The 22,360-nt window shown below is 41.4% G+C and carries 15 protein-coding genes; all 15 read right to left on the bottom strand.

Features of this window, described 5'->3' with window-relative positions; genetic code table 11:
* Positions 1–38: 38 nt before the first annotated feature.
* A complete protein-coding gene (locus H1A14_RS09010) occupies positions 39–2,462 on the bottom strand; it encodes a poly(ethylene terephthalate) hydrolase family protein (RefSeq protein WP_194775903.1) in 2,424 nt (807 codons plus the stop codon).
* 74 nt (positions 2,463–2,536) lie between these two features.
* A complete protein-coding gene (locus H1A14_RS09005; protein WP_194775902.1) occupies positions 2,537–5,770 on the bottom strand; it encodes a S41 family peptidase in 3,234 nt (1,077 codons plus the stop codon).
* A 172-nt stretch (positions 5,771–5,942) separates the two neighbouring features.
* Entirely contained in the window at positions 5,943–6,440 is a 498-nt protein-coding gene (locus tag H1A14_RS09000; RefSeq protein WP_194775901.1) for a DUF4199 domain-containing protein, read from the bottom strand.
* Positions 6,441–6,502: 62 nt separating this feature from the next.
* Positions 6,503–6,829, bottom strand: a complete 327-nt coding sequence (locus H1A14_RS08995; RefSeq protein ID WP_194775900.1) for a nucleotidyl transferase AbiEii/AbiGii toxin family protein — start codon at positions 6,827–6,829, stop codon at positions 6,503–6,505.
* A gap of 245 nt (positions 6,830–7,074) precedes the next feature.
* A complete protein-coding gene (locus tag H1A14_RS08990) occupies positions 7,075–7,377 on the bottom strand; it encodes a DUF6922 domain-containing protein (RefSeq protein WP_194775899.1) in 303 nt (100 codons plus the stop codon).
* A 187-nt stretch (positions 7,378–7,564) separates the two neighbouring features.
* Positions 7,565–9,766 carry a carboxypeptidase-like regulatory domain-containing protein gene (locus H1A14_RS08985; protein ID WP_194775898.1) on the bottom strand — a complete coding sequence of 734 codons (2,202 nt, stop codon included), beginning with the start codon at positions 9,764–9,766 and terminating at the stop codon, positions 7,565–7,567.
* A gap of 169 nt (positions 9,767–9,935) precedes the next feature.
* Positions 9,936–11,993, bottom strand: a complete 2,058-nt coding sequence (locus H1A14_RS23330) for a sensor histidine kinase (protein ID WP_317174864.1) — start codon at positions 11,991–11,993, stop codon at positions 9,936–9,938.
* 258 nt (positions 11,994–12,251) lie between these two features.
* Positions 12,252–13,187 (bottom strand): pepsin/retropepsin-like aspartic protease family protein, encoded by a 936-nt coding sequence (locus H1A14_RS08975; protein WP_194775897.1) that lies wholly within the window; start codon positions 13,185–13,187, stop codon positions 12,252–12,254.
* Positions 13,188–13,737: 550 nt separating this feature from the next.
* Positions 13,738–14,586 carry a nuclear transport factor 2 family protein gene (locus tag H1A14_RS08970; protein WP_194775896.1) on the bottom strand — a complete coding sequence of 283 codons (849 nt, stop codon included), beginning with the start codon at positions 14,584–14,586 and terminating at the stop codon, positions 13,738–13,740.
* 238 nt (positions 14,587–14,824) lie between these two features.
* Positions 14,825–15,811, bottom strand: a complete 987-nt coding sequence (locus H1A14_RS08965) for an MlaD family protein (RefSeq protein WP_194775895.1) — start codon at positions 15,809–15,811, stop codon at positions 14,825–14,827.
* Between the two features lie 2 nt (positions 15,812–15,813).
* Positions 15,814–16,548, bottom strand: coding sequence for an ABC transporter ATP-binding protein (locus H1A14_RS08960; RefSeq protein WP_194775894.1), 735 nt, complete (start codon positions 16,546–16,548; stop codon positions 15,814–15,816).
* Between the two features lie 10 nt (positions 16,549–16,558).
* A complete protein-coding gene (locus H1A14_RS08955; protein ID WP_194775893.1) occupies positions 16,559–17,338 on the bottom strand; it encodes an MlaE family ABC transporter permease in 780 nt (259 codons plus the stop codon).
* A 173-nt stretch (positions 17,339–17,511) separates the two neighbouring features.
* A complete protein-coding gene (locus H1A14_RS08950) occupies positions 17,512–18,732 on the bottom strand; it encodes a radical SAM protein (protein WP_194775892.1) in 1,221 nt (406 codons plus the stop codon).
* A 6-nt stretch (positions 18,733–18,738) separates the two neighbouring features.
* Complete coding sequence (locus H1A14_RS08945; protein ID WP_194775891.1) at positions 18,739–20,376, bottom strand: hypothetical protein; 1,638 nt, start codon at positions 20,374–20,376, stop codon at positions 18,739–18,741.
* 509 nt (positions 20,377–20,885) lie between these two features.
* The gene (locus tag H1A14_RS08940) at positions 20,886–22,256 is read right to left on the bottom strand and encodes an ATP-binding protein (protein ID WP_228527693.1); all 1,371 of its coding nucleotides are present in this window, start codon (positions 22,254–22,256) and stop codon (positions 20,886–20,888) included.
* Positions 22,257–22,360 lie beyond the last annotated feature (104 nt).

Raw genomic sequence — 22,360 nt, 5'->3', positions numbered from 1 at the left:
TTCAATTATTTAAAAATATAGAGGTGCTTAGGTTAATGTTATCCATCATCAGAAAACTCTTCCTCAGGAAAGGGTTTCATCCAACCCAGGTTGTCTAGAATGATCACTCCTTTGGGACTTTTGTCAAACACAAAGCGGATCACGCCCAAACGGTTAGGATTAAATTCAGGATTTATGCTATTTAACTTTTCGAAATCAAAAATGAAATTTTGAAATACCATTTCTGATTGTTTGTCCCCCTTGATAAAATCCGATTTCCAGATGGCTACTTCCAATTGGTTTTGAAGGGCAGCATAGTTGCTGAGCGGGAATCTGATTTTTTGACCTTCAAAATCTTCCAATTCGATTGAAAAGTCTATGGGATGTTTTTTTGGTTTTTCATCTTTGTCTACTTTGTCTGCCTTGGTTTTTAAATCGTCTTTTTCAGGTTCATTTTTCTCTTTCTCGTTTTCTTTCTCTTTGGCTTTTACCCATTTTCCTTGACTTTTGGGATTGCTTTCTTCGGTAGATTCAGCCAATGAAAAAACCAATAAGTCATTCGATTTTAGCGCGTTGAATCCTGTATCCAATAAAATGGTATAATTGGCTATCAGGGAATCCGGAAAATCAGGGCCTATGGATTTCAGAGCGGTGGAATCTTTCAATGCCGCTTCGTAATGCCAGCCCAACACGGCTGCTTTTGTTCCCATTTTACCCCATTTGAGACTAAGCTCTTTTTCTTTCCAAACGGTAAGGTTTTTAGCGTCTATTTTTCCTTGATCGAGCGTTGTAGTACTTAGGTCAAAATCTTCTTCAAAATCACAGATGTATTGGGTTTGTGAGTCCTCAAACTGGCTCAGGTAAACCGTTTCTGGAAGCCAATTTTTCCCATACCGTGCATCCTTGAATAGGGGCAGATATTCCATTTTATCCATCAAGGTATTTTGAAGGAAAGCACTGATGTACACTTTGGCAATATTCCGTTGAGATTCACCGGACATGAGTTGCTGGAGATTGAGTAGGCCCAAAAACGGGGTGCCTACGTCATTGTTTCCCCAAGAGGTGTTGAACTGTCCATGGTTAGCGCCATAGATATATAGCCCTGATTTGAAATGGTAGGTATCTCTGTCTTTAAAATTTATCCGATGGTATTGCTGAGCGCCCAAGTAGGAGGTGACATCTGCATCCTGTGAGCCATGCAAAACAAAATAGTTAAGGTCTTCAAGGCTTGTTTTACGATCACTCGGCATGTATTGTCCATCTACCGGGGCAATGGCTACAATGGATTGTATAGAAAAGTTATAATCAAATGCCACGGACGCATCATCCGGATAGTAGGGCAGCGTATTGAAAAGTGCGGCATGTGCCACTGCTTCTCCGCCTCTTGAATGTCCGATCAAGGCAATGTTCTCCAAATCCGCTTTTTGAAACAAGGGATGTTCCGCCTGTTCTTTCCAATGCTTCCATAGTTTCAAGTGCTCCAACAACAACCAAGCTCTGGCATCATTTTCCTTTTCCAAGCTCCCAAAAATATTTGACCAGGAAGCATTGATGAAATTCTGATCCACAGATACCAAAATCATGCCCTGAGAAGCCAATAACTCGCCCAAATAGGCATAGCCCGGGTCTGAAAAATCCTGCATCAGGTGGTTACCATGGACGATTAAGACCAAGGGAAAAGGACCATCACCCTCCGGATACCAAACCCGACCATTCAATGGCAGGTTACTTTCATCAAAACCCCAATATTTTTCTCTCCACCATCCACTGATGCCTTTCCAGTTGTCTATAAACGGCAAACCATTGACTGCGCTTGTTTTGAGGTCTGCGCTTTCCCCGAACTCAATGCGGTGCTTATCTTCTCCACTGCCGTAATTCAAAGTACTGATAGCATAAGGCCCCTGTTCGGCAGGAGAATCAATTGGTAAAGGTTGAATTTCAGAATCCGCATAAAGCGCCGCATTGGTAGGTGGATCCATTTCAATCCCTCTCAATTGGTAAAAATACAATACGGCGAGTAAACCGGAAATTCCAAGCACCAATCCAATCAGAAGGATAGATTTCTTTGGTCGGGTCAGATTAGAATAGCCAGTATATTTAAAAACTCCATAAGCGGCCCCCAGCAACAATCCCACCCATAAAACAGTCACTATAATGACCAGCTGAAGAGGAAATGAAACCAACCAAAGGGGTATGGAGAAGAGCAGGGCCAAGATCAATGCTTTAGGAAAGGAGAGCAGTAGCTTAAATATCCACCGACCTATAAAGGCAAACAAAACCGCAATTACTAAAATCCCAAAAGCAAGTACCAGAATCCATGGATCTCCGACTGCAAATGTGAAAATTGTTATGAACAGCAGATAGATGACTAAGGTAAGCAAAGCCAATCCCCAAGCAGCCCCTTTGATTGCATTAGTCCCAGGTTTGACCAATAAGGTTTTTGCCTTAATCCAGCCCCAGATTTTTTGAAATCGCTTTTTCATGGATGAAAAAAAATGGACGGAAGTATTCAACTTTTTATTTTAATAAGTAAATTCAAAATATTATAAACAATAGATTATGGCCTTACCCTTTTAGGATAGGGTGGGGTTTCCATTTTTTCTTTAGGTTCGGCTTCCAATTGCTCGAGGATCAGTTCGATAGCCTTTTCCAATTGGGGATCTTTGCCTTGGATGACTTCCGCAGGCCATTGTTCCACCTCAATATCCGGCTCCACTCCTTCGTTTTCGATCACAAAACCCCTTTCATCATAAAAGGCCAAGTTAGGGGCAGTTACGCTTCCACCATCTATGAACTCGGGAAATCCAAGTACGCCAACTAAACCACCCCAGGTGGTTTTGCCAACGATGGTTCCAAGTTCAGCTTGCCGGAATAGATAGGGGAGGTAATCCCCTCCGGAACCGGCAGTTTCATCGATAAGCATCACTTTTGGTCCCTGAATGGAGGCATTTGGCGCCTTTTGGTCTTTCCCATACCGGTAATTCCAATAAGACTGCACAGGTCTTTTTAAAATGTCGATGTAGTAATCCGCCAATTGACCACCTCCGTTGAACCTTTCATCAATGATGATGGCTTCTTTATCTGCCTGGGGGAAAAAATACCTTTTGAAATATTCGTGACCCAATGTCGTGGTATTGGGTACATAAACATAGGCAACCCTTCCATTGGTGGCTTGGTGTACTTTTGCCATGTTTCCTTCCACCCAATCTCTGTTTCTCAGTGCCATCTCTGATGCTAGGGGAGTTACAGTGACTTTACGGGAACCTGCCAGTTCAGGCTTGGAATTTACAGTCAATACAGTCAACTTATCAGCCGTGTTTTCAAAAAAGCTGTAGAAATTATCAGAGGCTGTCAACGGCTTACCATTGACTTCCAAGATAAAATCTCCCTCATTGATGTCTACTCCCGGTTCGGTAAGCGGAGAACGCAGTTCAGGGGTCCAGTTCAGTCCACCATAGATTTTCTTGATCCGGTACCTGTTGTTGGAGATTTCATAATCTGCGCCCAGTAATCCACCTTTCACATTTTTTGAAGAAAAAAGGTCATCTCCCCGGCTGCTGAAGCGATGGTGACCTACAGCCAGCTCACTGAACATCCACTCCATGACCCGGTAAAGGTCTGATTTGGTTGCCAGGTCAGGGATAAAAACTTTGTATTTTTCCTTCATGGCCTCCCAATCAGCCCCATGCATCCCCGGGTCATAAAAATAATCCCTATTCACCCGCCACGCTTCTTCAAATATATTGGGCCATTCCCTCAAAGGATCAATTTTGACTTCAATTTGGTCTAAATTGACCAAGTTATCATTGTCTGGTTTTTTTCCAGTCTCTGTGATCCCCCACTTGCCTTGACTTTGGTAGAGCATTTTATCCCCTTGGGAGGCGATGATAAAGTTGTCAGCGGGCATGATGGGCTCTTCCTTCCGCTTCTCCAAATCATAGTGATGCAACATGCTTTTACCGTTGTCCATTGATTGGGCAAGGTAATACAGTTTGCCTTCTTTGGGAACCTGCAACTGACTGTACCTGCCGGCAGATATGGGGATGTTCAATATCCTGTTTTGCAGTCCATCAAAATCTATCCTGACTGGCTTCACCCCCTCAACTTTAGCCACTTCTTTTTGCTCGGCTTTTTCCTCATCATTTTCTTTAGGCAATGGGGATTTGACTTCTTTCTGAAGTGTGACCAAATATACCGTATTGCTGTAGTTCATGTCTTGATTGGACAGGTCAAACCAATTGACCACCGGGCCAGCATCGGTAGAAGCCAAGAGATACAGGTATTTCCCACTCGGATCAAACATAGGGTGGGTCACATTGGAAAGTCCGTCGGAAATGGGATAGGATTTGTTTTCCTTGACCGAGTAAACATAGGCTTGCTCAAAGTTGGTCGGAGTCAGGACAGTATAAGCGATCCAAGCCCCATCAGCAGACCAGCTGCCAAACAATTCCCGGAAAACCCCGGGGACATAAACCGCGTCAGAAGCAATCTTGGTGGATATGCCACTGTTGGTATCTATCACAAAGAGGCTACGGCTGTTGTCCACCAAACAAATGTATTTGTCATCCGGTGACCAATGCAGGTAGGCATAAAATCCAGCGCCATCCAGTCCAATCCGTTTTATGTCTCCCTGACCATCTTGGTTTTGGATGTGCAGGGCATACTCTCCGGAAGCATCCGATAAGAAGGCTATTCGTTTACCGTCATGAGACCATGCAGGGTTTTTTTCATGGGCTCCCGGGGTTTGGGTTAGGTTCAATGGATCTCCTTTTTTTGCTGGCACCGTAATGATTTCGCCCCTGAAATCCACCACCATTCTGGCACCGGAAGGGGAGATATGGGCACTTCTGACATATTTACTGCCCGAAACAAACCTGGGGCGGTGTTCCAGCAAATCTGTAGCGATCCCAACGCTCAGTTGACGCGGTTTGGTTTGATTGGCGGACAAGATGTGGAGATAACCCGCTTGTTCAAAAATGATTTCGGAATCAGATGCGCCGATATTCGCCACATGAAAATCCTCAAAATCGGTATGTTTTTGAACCTCCCGTGTTTCGGGGTCAAAACTGTATAAGTTAAACTCCCCGTCCCGGTCGCTTCTGAAGTAAACCTTTCCATCCATCCAAACCGGTTGGGTGTCATTGCTGCCGGTTTCAGGTTTAGGGATTTCGGTTACGGCATGGTTTTCCACATTGTAGAGCCAGATCCGCGTCATGGTGCCTCCCCGGTAATTTTTCCATTGGCCAAAACGATCGCCAAGAGGGGTATAGGCAAGGTATTTTCCATCTGAACTGTAGGTTGCCCAAAAGGCATTGGGAACCGGAAGGGCAGTTTCTTTACCAGTATCTATGTCAACGGTGTAGAGTTTGGTGTAACGATTGGTAAACACCTCTCGCTGTGAGGCAAAGAGAACCGATTTGCCATCCGGTGTAAAGCCCCTCACCAAATCAGGGTAGGGATGCCAGGTAAGCCTTTTGGGGACTCCACCTTTAGATGGCACCACAAAAACATCCCAATTCCCATCATATTGTGCATTGAAGGCTATCATACTACCATCTGGAGAAAATACGGGATTGGACACCATGCCTTGGTCAGCTGTCATCCTTCGGGGATTAGATCCGTCCTTCCGGGCTACCCATAGGTCGGAGGCATAAATGAAGGCAATCTGATCTTTACTGACGGCTGGTTCTGAAAGCAACCTTGTGTTACTTGGATCGATTGCTAGTAGGGATTGGATGAACAAAAGCTGAAAAAGTACGAAAACGAACACTTGACTGGAAATTACTTTCATTATTTATCGTTTGAAGGGTCCAATTTCCAATTTACAAAATAATATTTGACATTTCCCAACCCTGACACTTCCTAATTAAGGAACTTCCTAAAAATTTAGAAATTTTAAGGAATAGGATAAATCATATAATCTATCCTTCCTTTTTAACCTATAAAGATTGCTTTAGCTCTCGTCAGGCTGAATTAAGAATTTTGGGTTCTTTTCGGGTAAATAAGGCCACAATCAGTGAAGTAAACAGGCCCATCAAAGGTGCGCCTATTACCCCTTGAATGATGTAATTCGACAGTGAAAAATAATTTCTGGCTTCTGTTTCTTCCATCTTGTTTTCTGAAACGGCAAATTGAATGGCATTTTCAAAATAGTGCGGAGTGATCCATAGACTGGTCAAAATCTGGGCAAGTGGACTCAACAGGGTGACCAAAAGTGTGAGGATGATTCCACACCTGAACCCCTGTATGTAAGTCATGTATCCCTGATAATGGTTTTTTCGCTTATCCAATAAAGCAAATACATAAACCGCTATGGCAGGGATGGCAAAAAAATTGGTGTACACCAAATGCTGATCAATGTGTTCGTCATGAAGCCCAAACAACCTTTCTCCCAACATCCAGACTAATGTGACCAAGAAAAAAACAATGGCCCATTTGATTTCAATTTTTATCCTTTTCATGCACAGTTTTCTTCGGATGAATACTGAATGTAGGAAATTTTTAGCAAAAATTAAAGGGCTGATTAGATCAAATACAACCTGACTTTTTCCTGAATGACTTTTTGGATCGATTCCCAGGTCTGCCCTTTTAGGCTGAGTGGATTTTCATCCTCTTCTGCTTGGGCGAAATAGGCGATGGCTTGGGGAACGGTGATCAGTAAGTTTTGGGTGCTGTATTTTTCCCTGTGATACCTGACAAAATCCGCCACTGTGTTTATTTCCAAAAGCTGTGCAATGTCCCAAAAGTCTTTTTTTCTGGCCCTACCCAATACGGCCTGAACTTTCATCGCAATGATATTCTCATCTGAAAAAAACCTGATGCCTTCAATTTCCTTTACGGGACGAATCATGGGGTGGGGGTGTCTGACGATATCTTCTTTGACATTTTTGATAAGGCAAAAAACGCCTACCCGGGGATTATTTGTTCTTACATGAAAATCATTGACAAAAGTCTGATCGAGAACTGAAAAATTTTCAAAAGCTTGGTCTGAAAAAAATTCTCAATCAATCGATGTCCTATGCCCAAATAAAAGAGATAATGCTGTTCCTCTAACCAATGAAAATTCATTTAGTTGGGGAATTTGCATGAGTGCTTTTAATATGGAAAAAGTTCCGGGTTCGACTGTCTGAGTTTGAAACATCTAAATTCAGTGACTGTTTTACTTATCACAGCACTTGCAAGGTACATGGTGACTTCGGAAAGAAACTTTGCACTCAATAATACCGCAGAAATTTTTTCGTCACCATAGTACCGCCTGCAATTTCTGATGTCCTCCACATCCCCGCGTTCGAAGACGCGTTCTATGACAAATCTAAATTTGACATCGTAATCGATGTGATCAAAATCCACATCCCAGAAAATCCTTTTTTCGAAGATTGGTTTGGCTTTATCGGTCATGTCTCAAAGTTAAGTTAGGTTTTGAGTAAATGAAAAGGTTTCGTTTGAATAACGAACGACAATTTTGAATTTAAAGCCAAATGTTGTCTACAATTTTTAATCATAGAGAATGCTATGCCATTAAGTTAGATTTTATCTGAAACAAGGTAGCAACAGGAAAAACTTCAATCTAAACCTAAAACAAACCTTATCTCGCCAGAGGATCAGGTCTTAGCTGAAAATGATATACCTTGCTTGTGGTTCCTTTTCCACCTTCCATATGAAAGGGGGTTCGCGTGCTGATCGTGGCCCAGATTCCTCTTCCCTTCCAGCCGGCATCAGGATCATCAATGCGGCCGTCCATCCATTTGGTATAAAAACCCAAAGGATAGGGAACCCTTAGGATGACCCATTCACCGTCCTTAAGTGCAAGAAGGCCCTCTGAGCCATTTCCTGTATTGATGGGAATATTTTCTCCAAGACCCAAGGTGTTGAATTGATCTACCCAAGTGTAATAGCTGGATTCTGCGCTGCCCGATTCCTCCAGCCCTTGCAACTGTGGCAGGGGTTCGGTATAAAAAGTCCATCCCTCAGGGCAATGTTGACCGGTAGCCTCCGGACCATTGAGGGGTCCATTGCATTTCTTCCTGTCAAAACTGGCCATATGTCCGCTTGCCAAAGCTACCCATGCCACCCCATTGCGGTCTACATCCATGCCTCTTGGAGAGTATCCCTCAATCGGATTTCCGGATTCATCCAGTGGTAGTTCATAGTACTCTACCAAAGCTGTTTCCACAGGATTGGAACCGGGCTCCAATCTGATCACGGCACCGGGATATCCCAATGAAGAACCCCAAACAGAACCATCCGGTGCTGGAGAAACAGCATACAAGCCTTTAGAAATGCGTTTATCTTTATCGGGATCGGTGGGTTGATCGGGTTCGACATACTCATCTCTTTTTCCATTGCCGTTGGTATCCAAAATCAATGGAGTCCAGCCTTGGGAGGCCTCTTCATCTCCTGTTTCCTCGTACATTTTGGTATCCAGCCATCCGATGACCTGACCTCCGCCGCTTGTCCACAGCGTGTTGTTTTCATCTTCTGCAAACATCAGATGGTGGGTACTGTAACAGGTGCTGATGTGTTTGTATTCATCCGTCTTGGGATCATAGACACCCAAGTGCCGGCTTGACCTGCCGAGGGGGAATGCTTTGGCAGAAGGATGGTCGGATCCTTCCAAACAAAAAGACGGATTTTCAAATGGTCTGACAGCTGCCGTGATCCACACCTTACCTTTGTCGTCGAACATGGGGTTGTGTACATTGGCCTGACTGGTCCAGATGGCTTCATCACCCCAATAGGGAGAAGAGGCTGCCACATCAGTTCCGGCCGCTATTGGAGTTTTGGGATCTCTTACGGTCAAGGGCACTTGGCTGGATTCATGACTGGAAGGATCAAGAACGGGCAAATAATCCGCACTGGCTTCAAGGGCCCCATACACCGGCCCGTTGGCATTTAAGGTGGGGTTCCTCCGGTCAGTGGAAACCACATCATGGAGGTAGGCTTTGGGATCAGCCCAGTCCCATTGGGTGATGACCACATTTCTTTCTAAACCTTGAGGCCTGGGAGGGGTTTCCGGTATTTCACCCTCCTCGATCCGATCCGTCCAATCTGCAAACATTTTCAGCACCCCATCTCTGCCTAAATGGTTTACTCCTCCAATCATACTGGCACCAGCCTGTCCCGATTGAAGCCTGCGTTCCCAAGCTTCTACGGATGAATCGAAATCTCCAAGGTTATCAGGTATTTCTCTGGTGCCTATACTGCCCATTTGGTGGCAAGCCATACAATTACCTGATTTGATGTTTCTGACAAAGTCTGCACGGGTTTTGATATTGGGAGAAAAGCCATTTCCATCAGGTCCTGTGCCTGGAAAATCGATTTGCTCGGGGGCACGCAACAGTGAAAACCAGTAACCTCCGGGATAATAAAATGCGGCCGCCTGAGGATCAGGGGCAAGCACAGCTTCCAGATCTATGTTTTTCCCGGGTGTCACCTGTTTTTTTGGAGAATCAACCAGTCCATATCCTCGCACCCAAAGGGAGTAGTTTGCTGAAGGCAATTCAGGGATAAGAAACCTTCCCTGATCATCCGTAACCACGATTTTGGCATATCGGGTAGGCAAATCAAAGGTTTCAGCAATTACCCAAACACCGGCTTCCGGTCCATTTGGACCTGTCACCACCCCAGCAATATCCGTATCACCAACTTCTATTTTTTCTGAGGAAGAGTCACAGGCAGTCCAAATCAGCAAAAGAAAAATCCAAAGCCAGTGGATTTGGAGAAAGGAGAACCGATTTGGAAGCCAATCGAAAGAACTAAGGTAGGAGATTTTCAGGTTATTTGACATAGGCGAAGATTTTTGGAAAATGACTTATTGGGCTTTTTAAACCCCTTATAATCAAATTTACCCCATTCATAGATTTTTACCTACAGCTTTTATGTCAATGGTAAGCTTATCCCTTATTTTATTCTGAGGTCCTCCCCTCCAAGTAAATTTCGAAAAAATCTTTTTGGAATCAATATGATGGTGCTTTAACAGGAAGTTTGATAAAAAATTCCGTTTCATTTCCCGCCTCGCTCCTCAATGTGATTTCCCCACCATGCGCCTTCACTATATCATAACTCAGACTCAGCCCCAGCCCCGTTCCCTGTCCAGTAGGTTTTGTGGTAAAGAAAGGCTGAAAGACTTTGGCTTTGATGGCATCGGGAATACCGGGGCCGGTGTCGCTTATCGATATCTTAATGGCATTTCCTGAATTTTTGGTGGAAAGAGTGACTTGAGGTTTTTTTTGAATATCGAATGTCGAATTTTGAATGTCGAATTTTGAAGGGTCAGTACTGTGGGAATTTAAAGTACAGGCGTAGAATGCATTATTCAGGATATTCAACAATACCTTGCCGATTTCGGGTCGGACCAGTTCTATTTTTGGTAGTGATGGATCAAAGTCTGTGATTAGTTCAATATCAATACCTGTATTTTTGGATTTAAAACTTTGGTAGGCAAGGTTCAGATATTCCACTGCCAAAGCATTGATATCGGTCAGTTCTTTTGTCCCGGAACCGGTTTTGCTATGTTCCAGCATGCTCTTCACTATCGCATCAGCCCGCTTGCCATGGTAATTGATCTTTTCCAGATTTTGAGCTACATCATTTAGCAACTCGGCTTCAATACTTTCGTCCCTTTCACCTTCGACCTTTAACCTTTCACTTTTTACTTCTTCCATCAACTCTGAACTTACCTCCGAAAAATTATTCACAAAATTAAGCGGATTCTGTATCTCATGGGCAATGCCAGAGGTGAGCTCTCCAAGCGATGCCATTTTCTCAGACTGAATCAATTGGGCTTGAGTAGATTTCAGTTCGTCCAATGACTTTTCCAGATCATAGGTTCGCTCCTTGACCATGAAAGATAAATTGCTCAGCAAGTCAATGTTTTGTCTTGCGATGTAGAAAGTGGTCAAAACAGGAATCGCTACATATACTGAAATTATCAATAGAGTGAACAAATTGTTTTCTTGAAGAAAACTATTTAAATCAAAGTTAAAGTAGTTTCCAAGCACTTGAATGGTAAAAGCCAACAGCACTATGCCAATTGGTGTTATATAAGTCAGGGCTACAATACCCCGATATTTAATTTTCAGTTTATAGGCCTTGACGATTATTTGTATTAACCAACCAAGAGAAATAGCCATAATTCCAAGATATAAAACCCAATATCCCCAAGAAGTAGTGCCTACAAAAAGGACAGTTACAATTAACGAGCTTAGGGCAATGACAATCAGCATGATGAATTTCTGATTGCTTAATGGAAAAGGAAGTCCAAGCATGGAAGAAGCCAACCATGGGAAAAACATAAATAGTAAAAGAAACAAAGGATTAAACAACAATGTATCAATCAAAATGCTGTTGACAGAGTATCCAAAGATATGGGGATGCGAAACAAATAAATGGATCAATAAAAAAAGGGAAACAAAAAAGATTCCTCTGTTCAGGCTGTTTCCGGTGTACCACCAGCTGAACGCCTGTATGGCCATTACAAGTAAAAGTAATCCTGCCCCAAAAAAAACACGCAGGTAGGATTGATTGATATCATCATACCATGTAGGAGCAAAATCTGTTGACTTTAAAACCACATTTGGTCCATATTCTTTGAAAGTCCCAGGAAACATCTTGCTGATCTTGATGGTCTTGTGCGCTGACCAACGGATTGCTAAAACTATTTTTTCCTTTTTTTCTAAAATAGGAAGCATGACAAAAGGCGGCTCATTTGCATAAAATACAGGCGAGACTTCTGCTTTACTATCAGGGGAAGGATGGCCAAAAGCTGTCAGCAATTTACCATCTAAATATATTTCACCTGGGGAAACCGAATAATAATAAATCCACCACGGAAGCGCATAAAATGAAGAATCAGTTTGGATGGTCAACCGGAGCCATACAAATTGATCCCATGCCATGACTGAAGAAAGAGAATCCATAAAACCTTCGATGTTACTACTCGGCCAACTGGAATCATCAAAATCCGGATTAGCAAACTCAGGATTGTCTTCTATAGAAAATTTCCATTGTTTCACTTGGAAGATATTAAAGGAAAGACTTTCGTTGTGTCTTGCCAAAATCAAAGAATCCTTAAGTAGGAACGAAGAATTATCGTTGTTCTGAGCCGATAATGATGATAGGTTTAACAGGTTGACAACCAAAAAAAAATTGTACTTCAGATAATTCTTGATCATCATACAATTAAAATAGAAAAAGATTATCCAGCAATTTTTATTTCCACAAAATTTTAAAATTTAAAAAACTCATTAAAATACAAATGAAACAAGTAAAGATCAATGATTATCCTTACCACTAGATGCAATATCCCACTGAAATTCAACGGTCTTCCGGTCCCAAAGGTATATCTCCTTTTTTCGGTAATTGATGGCTACCCGGAAATTACTCAGAAATTCATATCCCAAAATGCCATCTACTTTCATTCCGCTTTGATTTTTATTGAAATGATCCAAATTGACAAACATTGTTTTCATGGGCGGACAGGAAAGTTTGCCTACATTAAAATCCTCCATCAATAGAGATTTTACGGAAACTTCACTGGAACCGAAACTTGCCAATGCTTGCGTTTTTACCTGAGTAGGAACTGAGGTATGCCTGTCAATATTCTGAATATCCATCAAATTGGCTGTTGCCCCGGAATCCACACGCATTTTAAATCGCTTTCCGTTCCTTTCTACTTCTATCAATGGGATGCCATTGCTAAAAGTAAAGGAGAGGGTATCCAGTGGAACCAAGTGAATGTTTTTTGAAGATTGGCGGTTACCTTTTTTATCGAGTTCATATATGGTAACCTCCTTGAAAATATAGTCAAAAACCAATTCACAAAGTCTAAAAACACTGTTTCCGATAACGCCTAACAATTCCAAACCGGAGTTTTTCTCCAGGGCAGAGAAATCGGTCACTATGGCAAATCCCTGCTTCTCGAATCCCCCAAGGTTAATTCTGATGAAATCCACGGCTTTGTCCATCTCACTGCCGTTGATACCATAGAATTTATCACCTGTCGGTTTCCCATTGAAATACCGGTCATTTAAAATAATCTCTGAAACACCCGTATCCATGATAAAATAACCGTATTTCCCATTGACTGATGCTTCCACGATTACCAGATTTCTGATGAGTTGAAAGGGAACCCTTGTGACATCTGGATTTGAAAAACTGAATAGAGACAACAAGAGGTCCATGATGATGGCTATGAAAATCGTTTTCATCTTTTGAAAAGTTAGGTTGTTGAAAAATCAGTTAAAAACGTGAGGGAGTTTTTAGGCACTCAACTTTATATCCATGGGGATGTCTTCTTGTTACCAAGCCATATCCATTTATACAGGATTTAAATTGATCAATTCAAAATGGTTGTTCATTGACTAATCATGTTCAAATAAGACGGAGAGTTCAACAAATGGACAGAGCCTGTACCTGTTGGATCGACCTTGCTTTTTGGAAAAAAAATTAGATAATGTGATGCAAAAAAGTATTTATTCTGAAAAAGGAGGAAGGGGAAAAAGTATTTACCTTGAAAATTAAAAAAACAACTTGCTCAGGTCATGCCTTGGGTTAACCCAATTCCCATAAGAATACCTCGAATAAAAAAGTTTGACTACACTTTTAAAAATCGGTATCTCAGGGATTTTTGACTATTTTATAAGACCTGAAAAATGTCCCTCTTAGGTAAAAATTAAAAAAATGCCGACTGATTTAGACCAATCGGCATTTTTTTGAAATCCAAAGCAAGAATAAATTAAATTTCTAGTAGGATATTTTTCACACCAGATGTTCATAGGTCTCCTTGATGGCATCCCCTTCCTCCAGTCGCACAAAAAAATCCTCACCTCGCAGTTTTGCTTCTCTGATTTCGATAAAGGTTTGAAACTGGGTCAAATCGACAACGTAGGGTTTGATAAAACCTCCTTCGGGATTGGTTACAAAGTCGGTATAGGCTGTATCATACTCATTCCATACATTAAATCCTGTAGTCCATGTTTCAATTCCTAATTCACGGACCTGCTGAAAAAGTAAAGTGGCCACATTTTCCAATTCATCACTGTCCTGCATGACCATGGTTCGTCCCCTTACCTTTTCTAGCGCAGCTTCTATTTCTAGTTCCCTTTTTTTTTGCTCCAGTTCAGTAGTCTGTCTTTGGAGGAGGTTAGTGAGTTTCTTATTCTCAGCACTGAGTATTTCTGAGGCCTTGGTTTCCCCATCCTCATTGCTCAATTGAGGGAAGGAAACATTTTGCTGCACCATTTTCCAACCGGATGCTGTCTCCCTGATCAAACTGGAAATTCTGATTTTGGAGTGGAAACTCCAAGTTTCTGCTCTCAAAACATGAATTTCGCAGCACTCCCTGACAAGAAACAAACTGTTAATAGGGACCAAGTTGATTTCCCGATTTCTCATTTCAAGCTTTTCCAAAGCTCCTTGGATTTGAGCCTTTAAAAAACCAAGACCTTGAAAATTGTGCTCACAGACTTCTGATTTGGGTGCACCATTCATTTCAAAAACCTCATCCAAAGTGGATACAAAGGTATCCTTGTCTCCTTTCAAATAGCTGTCCCAGTATAGCTCATATACTTGACGGGCATAGACATCATTTTGAACAACTGGCTTCATAGTCATACCAAAATAAATCAGAAAAATACAGATCTATACTAAAGATACATTTTTTAATAAATACCTGACTATCAAAGAAGTAATAAAATAATTAAAATTATCTCAATTGACTTGAAGATAAAAAAGGTTGAAAGTTTTTAGGGGAATAGTGTGGTAGGCAGATAAGTTTCTCCTATCTGCAGTCAGTAATGAATGAATCAAAGCTGAGTAATTTCTGTTTTTAGGTTTGATCCATCAGTTATTGTGCTTGATTCCCGGATTTTTTTTGTTCTTTTTCCAATCTTCGGAAATGACGCCTGAACAAAAAATTACTTCTCAATGCCTCCATGTTCTCATTGAATAAATCTGTGCCTTCCTCAATGTTCAGCATGCTGTTCATCACCGCCTCCCTAAGCACAGTGTCCTGAAGCAATAGCCCGGCTGTTCCTTCACCTGATTTTAACTTTGACACCAAGCCTTTCAGCTCAAAAAGGATTTGATTGGCTTGTTGACTGCTTTGAAGAATTTCTTCCATTGACTTTGAAAATTGCGATGCAAAAAGGGAATCAGTAAAGACTTTGGCCAAAAGACCCTCTCCCTCTTCAAAAGTATCCAGCAATTTTTTGCCAGTCAAGGCCATATCAGATGCTCTTGTTCCAGCCAACCTGATTTGCGCCACTGCAGCGCGTATATCCTGGGTAAGGAGGCTATCTGACAGCAGTTCCCATACCTGCTTGCTTTCATTAAGTTTGGTAGTAATCTCATACAAATTTACTGAAGTCTTTTCGAAGTATTCTCCTATGCCGTCTAACCGCTGTAAGAGTTCCTCTGTACCTGCAGGATCAAGTGCATAAATAACATCTCCTTCTTCAATAGCAGGTGCCATCCCTTCCTGGGGTACGATTTGCAGCATTTTGTTGCCCATCAATCCATCTGTACTGATGCTGGTTTTGGCATTGTTCCGGATATAAGGCTTCATTCTTTTTTGTATGTAGAGGTGTACAATTATACTGGAGTCACTGACCATTTCTATGGATTTGACCGTACCTACATCCATTCCTTTAAAACGTACATTATTACCAGGCACCAAACCGTTGACATGGTCCACAAGTGCGGTGATGGTAATGGAAGCACCGAAGATGTTTTGATTTCTGCCTATCATATACAGACTAAAAACCAAAAACAACGTTCCGGAGAGGACCAGTATCCCTAATTTTGCATGGTCTAATTTCTTTTTGTCTTTCATAATTACTCAAAAAACTCTCTGATTTTAGGGTCTTTGGATTTGATTAGGTTTTCATAAAGGTCTTCTGCATAGCAGGTACCATCGATAAGCATGATTACCCGGTTGGATGTGATGCGGATACAGTTCATATCATGGGAAATGATCACCGATGTGGAATGATACTTTTCCTGTACCTCTACCATCAAATTGCTGATTTCCCTTGACGTGGCCGGATCCAAGCCAGTGGTGGGCTCATCATATAGAATGACTTTTGGTTTTAGGATAAGGGAACGCGCCAAAGCTACCCTTTTCCGCATCCCACCGGAAAGTTCAGAAGGCATCAAATCCACCGTATGGGCCAACCCTACATCTTCCAAAGCTTCCATCACTGCCTGTTCAGAGCCTGCTTCCCTTTCTTGCTTGCTCCAATGCCTTCTTAGGGGAAATTCCAGGTTTTCCCGGACTGTCATGGAATCGTAGAGGGCATTGCTTTGAAACAGAAAACCCACTTTTGATCTCAATTGGTCAAGTTCTTCCTCCTCTCTTTCCATAATGGGCTCGTCGAGAAGGATGATTTTACCGCTGTCGGCTTCGATCAGTTTGATGATACATTTGATCAAAACAGACTTACCGGAGCCGGATTTCCCCAAGACTACCAGGTTTTCTCCCTGCATGACCTGCATGGAAAAATTCTTCAACACGTGGTTGGAACCAAAGGACTTATTGACTTTTTCTACCGTGATGACCGGCATTTCCATATTTTTTCATTTAGGTGAGTCCAAGTAAATCAGTGATTTGAACCGCTATTAAATCTATGATAAATACCAATAAGGAAGCCACAATCACCGCCGTCGTGGCTGATCGGCCTACGCCCTCTGTGCCTTTTTTGGAATAATATCCTTTAAAACATCCTATGATGCCTATGGCAAATCCAAAAAAGAAAGTTTTTATGATTGCGGGAATGATGTCTCCAAAACTCAAAGCATCAAATACCTGAAACCAATACAGGTGCCAGCTTACCTGCCCGCGAATATTCACACCCAGATACCCTCCATATAGTGCTATGGCATTGGCCATACTGGATAGGACAGGGACCATCAGGGTGGCTGCCATCACACGGGTCACGACCAGGTATTTGAATGGATTGGTTCCGGAAACCTCCATGGCATCAATCTGTTCCGTTACCCGCATCGATCCCAGTTCCGCTCCGATACCAGAACCGATTTTGCCGGCACATATCAATGCAGTGATCACAGGGGCTATTTCCCTGATCAAAGATACTGATACCATGGCTGGCAAAAGCGACTCCGCACCGAACTCAACCAAGGTAGGTCGGGATTGTATGGTCAAGACCAAGCCCATGATAAAAGCGGTGATGCCTACCAATGTCAATGTTTTGTAGCCAATCCAAAAACACTGATGGACAAATTCCTCATATTCCTGTTTGGGTTTATTTATTTCTCTGAAAAACCGCATGGTAAACCGCCAAATCTCTCCGATTTCGGTTAAGAACGTATTGTCTTTAATATTTAAAAAACCAATTTTCATATTGTCCAATACCAAAATTGAAAAGAATAATGATCAAAAATACCAATGATAATCCTTTGATTTTATGATGTTTATCATGTTTTAAAAATTCAGCTCATTAATATAAACTATCAAACTTTTAAAAAAAGGAAACATACCATTCCTTTGGTAAAAAAATTATTCTAATCAATTCATCAGCAACTTGTTTCAGAAGTGTATGATTTACAAGCCGTTACAGGTATCTTATTGGTGTCATTGGCTTCCAACCATTCTGTGATTTTGAAATCAGAAGAGTGGCAGAATGGACAGGAATGTACCATTCCTCTTGCATCGATATAAAAACTGAATTTTCCGCCCGACAAACAGCCCATTCTCCTCTGATAATAGCCATGATACATGAGATGTGGAATATGGTTGTAGGTTTTATCCTGGTTGAGGGACACATATACGCTCTCCATTTCATTGATCTGCTCTTGACTCAAAGTGACCTCTTTGCCTCTGTAATGCCCTTCGGGCTTCGGTTCCAGCCACTGGATAAAATCGCATCCCCATTTGGCAGCAAGCGATGCATGCTGGATCAAAAAGGCAGCATTTGCGGTTTCTCTTGTCACACAAAGGGAAATGGCCAATACCAAACCGGCCTTGTTGCTGGCATAGGCGGCCCTTTCGGCCAACTGAAATGCCTGTGGATGTCCTCTGAAAATATTGTGACTATCCGGGTCAAAATGATCCAAACTCACAATGACTCCTGTAGCTCCAGCTTCTTTCAATTTTTTGGCCTTGTCTTCGTCCAGGTTAAAACCTGAGGTCAAAACCCAAAATGGGGTGCTTTTTTCCGCATCACGAATCAATTCAAGCATGTCCTTAAACCGGGCCATGGGTTCACCGCCGCTCAATGAGATCTGTCCAACCCCTTTTTGTTGAAGTTGACTGACAATTGATTTAAGTTCCTCCAAACTGAAAGTTTCCTTCAGATTTAAGTTATCCCATTCGAAACAGTGTTCACAGCGCATGGGACATTTGGTGGTGATGGCATAGTTGATCTGTTGGTAGGCATTGACTGGGCGGCTATGGGGAACATAACGGTTCATTTCTGTTTGGACATATCGATCAAAGTTTTTGGAAGGAAAAGGGGGAAGGTAAAGCCCAAACCAATATTTCCCGTTTTTTACACCAAATTTTCTTTTTCCCGCAAACATTTTAAACCTGAACTCATCAAAGGCAACAAATACCCTTTTTACTTTTTTAATGGAACCATAGATTTTAATAGCCATCCATAACATATGCAACCTGATCCATTTCCTTACCCAAAATTCAGTAAAGCTGTTGGGTCTGGAAGAATATGTTGGCTTATGAAATTCAGGAAAAATGTTCTTTGTTGACTTTTCCTCTGCAGTTGATTTTAACACTTCCATAGGATATTATTGAGCACTTAGGTAGTTTTCTTGATTGATTTCCAAATAACGCTTCAAACTGAAAGAGGGGAGGGCCTGAGGATTTTTGAATTGGACCAAGAATTTTCTATCCGCCTTGCCCTCAAACTCCCTTATGGGTTCATAATACCCTTTGGATAGTAAGAAAGCAGCATAGGTTTGCAAGGGATCAAAATCCTCCACCTTATAAGTCAAATAAGCTCTATTACCAATGTGGTGTTGCTCCAGATAGTGGCCATCCATGTTCAAAATAGGAGCCAATACATCTTGTCCATGTTCATCATAAGCCTCAGAAGGCTTAATCCACTGAATTTCCTGTTCGGAAACAGGGGAGACTTCAGCCAGGTTGATTCTGTCCAGTTCCCAAAACATAAACCCTGTTCTAAGCCTGATTTCAACCTTATCGCCTTTCAAGTCAAATCCTTCCAAGGGAACAGCCACTTCTCTGTTCATGAGTGGGCCAATGGTCTTTAATTTAGTCACCTCTTTCCAACCTTTATCCGTTTTAGCTTCCACAGTGAGCAGCATTTCCTGTGATTCCATCCAATCCGTAATAAATTCGGGCGACCTGTCCTTTTGCTTGGCCGCAAATTTGGCATATTTGTTTCCAAAAGCTGAATAAAACTCCGCAATCACATATTCTAACCAATAAGAATTTCTCAGGTCCAAGAGTAAACTGAGCTCCTTTTCAGTTTTGGGTTTTTCAAATTCCAGATAGAGTTCGTTAACAGGAGGATGGTCGGTATCATTGAAGGAACAGGCTATGTTATCTGTAGCAGTGAGAGGAAATAACATATCCAGGTTTTGGTTGAGATTGGCTATCAGTGGAGCATGAAGGTTTTTCCCTCTGTATAGTTTGCCATTGGAAGCCATCATGATTTTCTCCCCTGGGTCATGGGATACCAAAATGAGGTCCGCCAAATCAGTATATTGTCTTTCCTTCAACTCATTGCTGATCATTATTTTTACTTCAGGTCCGATGTGGGCAAGTGGCAAAGGCAAAAAATCTTCTCTGGCCAGGGCAGGAACAATGGCACCACCAAAAGTCTCCCCCTGCAATGCATATCCCTCTCCATCATATACACTGATAAAAGGGCAGGAACTCTTGGTCAAAAGAGCTATTATCATCACCAAAGCAAAAACACCCAAAGTAATCACTAAGGCTGATAAAATAGTTGTAGCAGTACTTCTACTTTGGTCTCTTTCAATGATCTCAAGCTTGAAAAGATCATCAACTGGCAGAATAATCTGTTCCCCTAGATTTTCAGTAAAGTTCCTTTCAGTGTACAAATGGACTTCTTCGAGTACCTCTTGCTGGCTTTTTGTATACTGGTACGTTTTCTTTACGTCATTTACATATACTAAATGTTCCGGTGGAATTGAAGAGAGGGTTCCTTTTACAATTTGCTCCTTAGGTTCTATGGTGAAATTTCGTAGAAGAAAATCTCCATTAGGCGTCCTCAAAATAAATGTTTTTGTTCTCAAACTTTTCATATCATCCCCTTTATCTTCTGCCGAAGCAGAGACGGATCGGGTTACAGGTTTGTAGTAATTGCAACTATTGCCCAAAAGGATCAAACACAATCCGATAGAAAGGAAACAACAGGCTTTGGAACTTTTCTTCATAGTACAAAAGGTTAGGAAAAATCATTTAAGTTGAATTCTTATTCTTATTGGAGAAAATTACAATAGGGAAATACCCTCTATCGAACACAATATTTAAAGCACTCATTATCAGTTGCTTTCAATTAAATTTAAACAATATTTCTATTTGTTTTTCCAGAGAAATTCCAAATAAAAAAGTTTGAAAAACATGAACTTGACTATCGTTCAATGAAATGAGGGAAAAGTTTAATCCAAACTATTAATGAATAGTTTTTAATCAATTTATTGTGGTTATTATCTTGCCTTTTTAGGTATTTTTTTTTGGCATATTTTACTAATTTGCTTTGTGGCACTTCACATTGGATCAAATTTGGTTTTTCAAAGGTTTAGACTTTACAGAAAAACGCAGTGGGCAATTGGTTTTAGGTTTATCTTGAACTGCTCAAGTAGCACTAAAAAAGTCCAATACCAATTGCTATCACTTACATTTCAGGGCATTAGCCGTTTAATTAAAGATTGGGATAGCTCAATCAATGATTTTTTTGTACGGGCAAAATGACAAAAAATGTTGACCCTTCATTGTCTTCGGATGTGACTTCGATAGTTCCCCCATGCGCTTTTATGATGTCATGGCTCAAAGACAAACCCAAACCAGTTCCCTGTCCGGAAGGCTTGGTGGTAAAGAAAGGCTGGAAGATTTTGTCTTTGATGGAGTGGGGGATACCTAAGCCGTTGTCGCTTACCGATATCTGGATTGTATTTCCTGAATTTTTGGTAGTAACAGTGACTTGAGGTTTTTTTTGAATATCGAATTTAGAATTTTGAATGTCGAATTTCGAAGGGTCAGTACTGATCGAAGTCGAAGTACAGGCGTAGAATGCATTGTTGAGGATATTCAACAGCACCTTACCAATATCCGAACGGACGATTTCCATCTTTGGTAGCGATGGATCAAAGTCACTGATCAACTTGATGTCAACCCCTTCATTTTTGGATTTGAAGCTTTGGTAGGCAAGGTTCAGATATTCCCCTGCCAGTTTATTGATGTCGGTCAGTTCTTTCTCACCCGAACCGGTTTTGCTATGCTCGAGCATCCCCTTTACAATCGCATCTGCCCGCTTGCCGTGGTGATTGATCTTCTCGAGATTTTGAGCAATATCATCCAATAATTCGCCTTCAAGAATTTCATCCCTTTTACCGTCCACCTTTGACCTTTCAACTTTTAACTCTTCTACCAATTCGGCACTTACCTCAGAAAAATTATTTACAAAATTGAGCGGATTCTGGATCTCATGTGCAATTCCGGCTGTCAATTGGCCAAGGGAAGCCATTTTTTCAGATTGGATGAGTTGGGATTGGGTTGATTTAAGCTTCAAAATGGTGTTTTCAAGTTCTTGATTTGTATTTTCCAAATCAACCGTTCTTCGCTTTACTGCATCTCTCAGTTGAATGTTTTCAGCTGTAATTTTCTCAAGAGCAACGGTTTGTCCTTGATCCGTTCTGCAATCAGGAAATGAAATATGCTGCTGAACAAACTTCCAATCTGTTTCTTTTTTTTGCAATAATGAAGATACCCTTACCTTATCATAATAGGCCCATATGCCATCAATATTCACAAAACAATCAGCTTGCTCAATGATGACCATGAGGTTATCGACTGCTTCCATGTTGATATCCCTGTTTCTAAATTCAATTTTCCCTGCCACGGGTCCCACATTTTTCTCCAAATATTTTCCCGATTCATTTTTACTAAACCATACCTCTTCCAGAGTGGTGCCGATTTGTTTAAAGTCATCAGTCATAAATGACATGTATCTTTTTGTATCCACATGAAACAGGCTTTCAAAGAATATTTCATACAGCTGTTTCAGTTCTTCCTCTAAGTCTTTTGTCAGTTCCATATTCATTCATGGTTTGATCATACCTTTTGTTATCCTATTATGGATTGAAATAAATTCTGAATTTCTATGCTTTTTGCTTTAAACCATAAGTGAAGTTCCTTGAG

The sequence above is a fragment of the Pararhodonellum marinum genome, assembly GCF_015354735.1.
Classification (GTDB): domain Bacteria; phylum Bacteroidota; class Bacteroidia; order Cytophagales; family Cyclobacteriaceae; genus Pararhodonellum; species Pararhodonellum marinum.
Note: the sequence above shows the minus strand (reverse complement) of the source record. Positions and strands in the feature narration are given on the sequence as shown.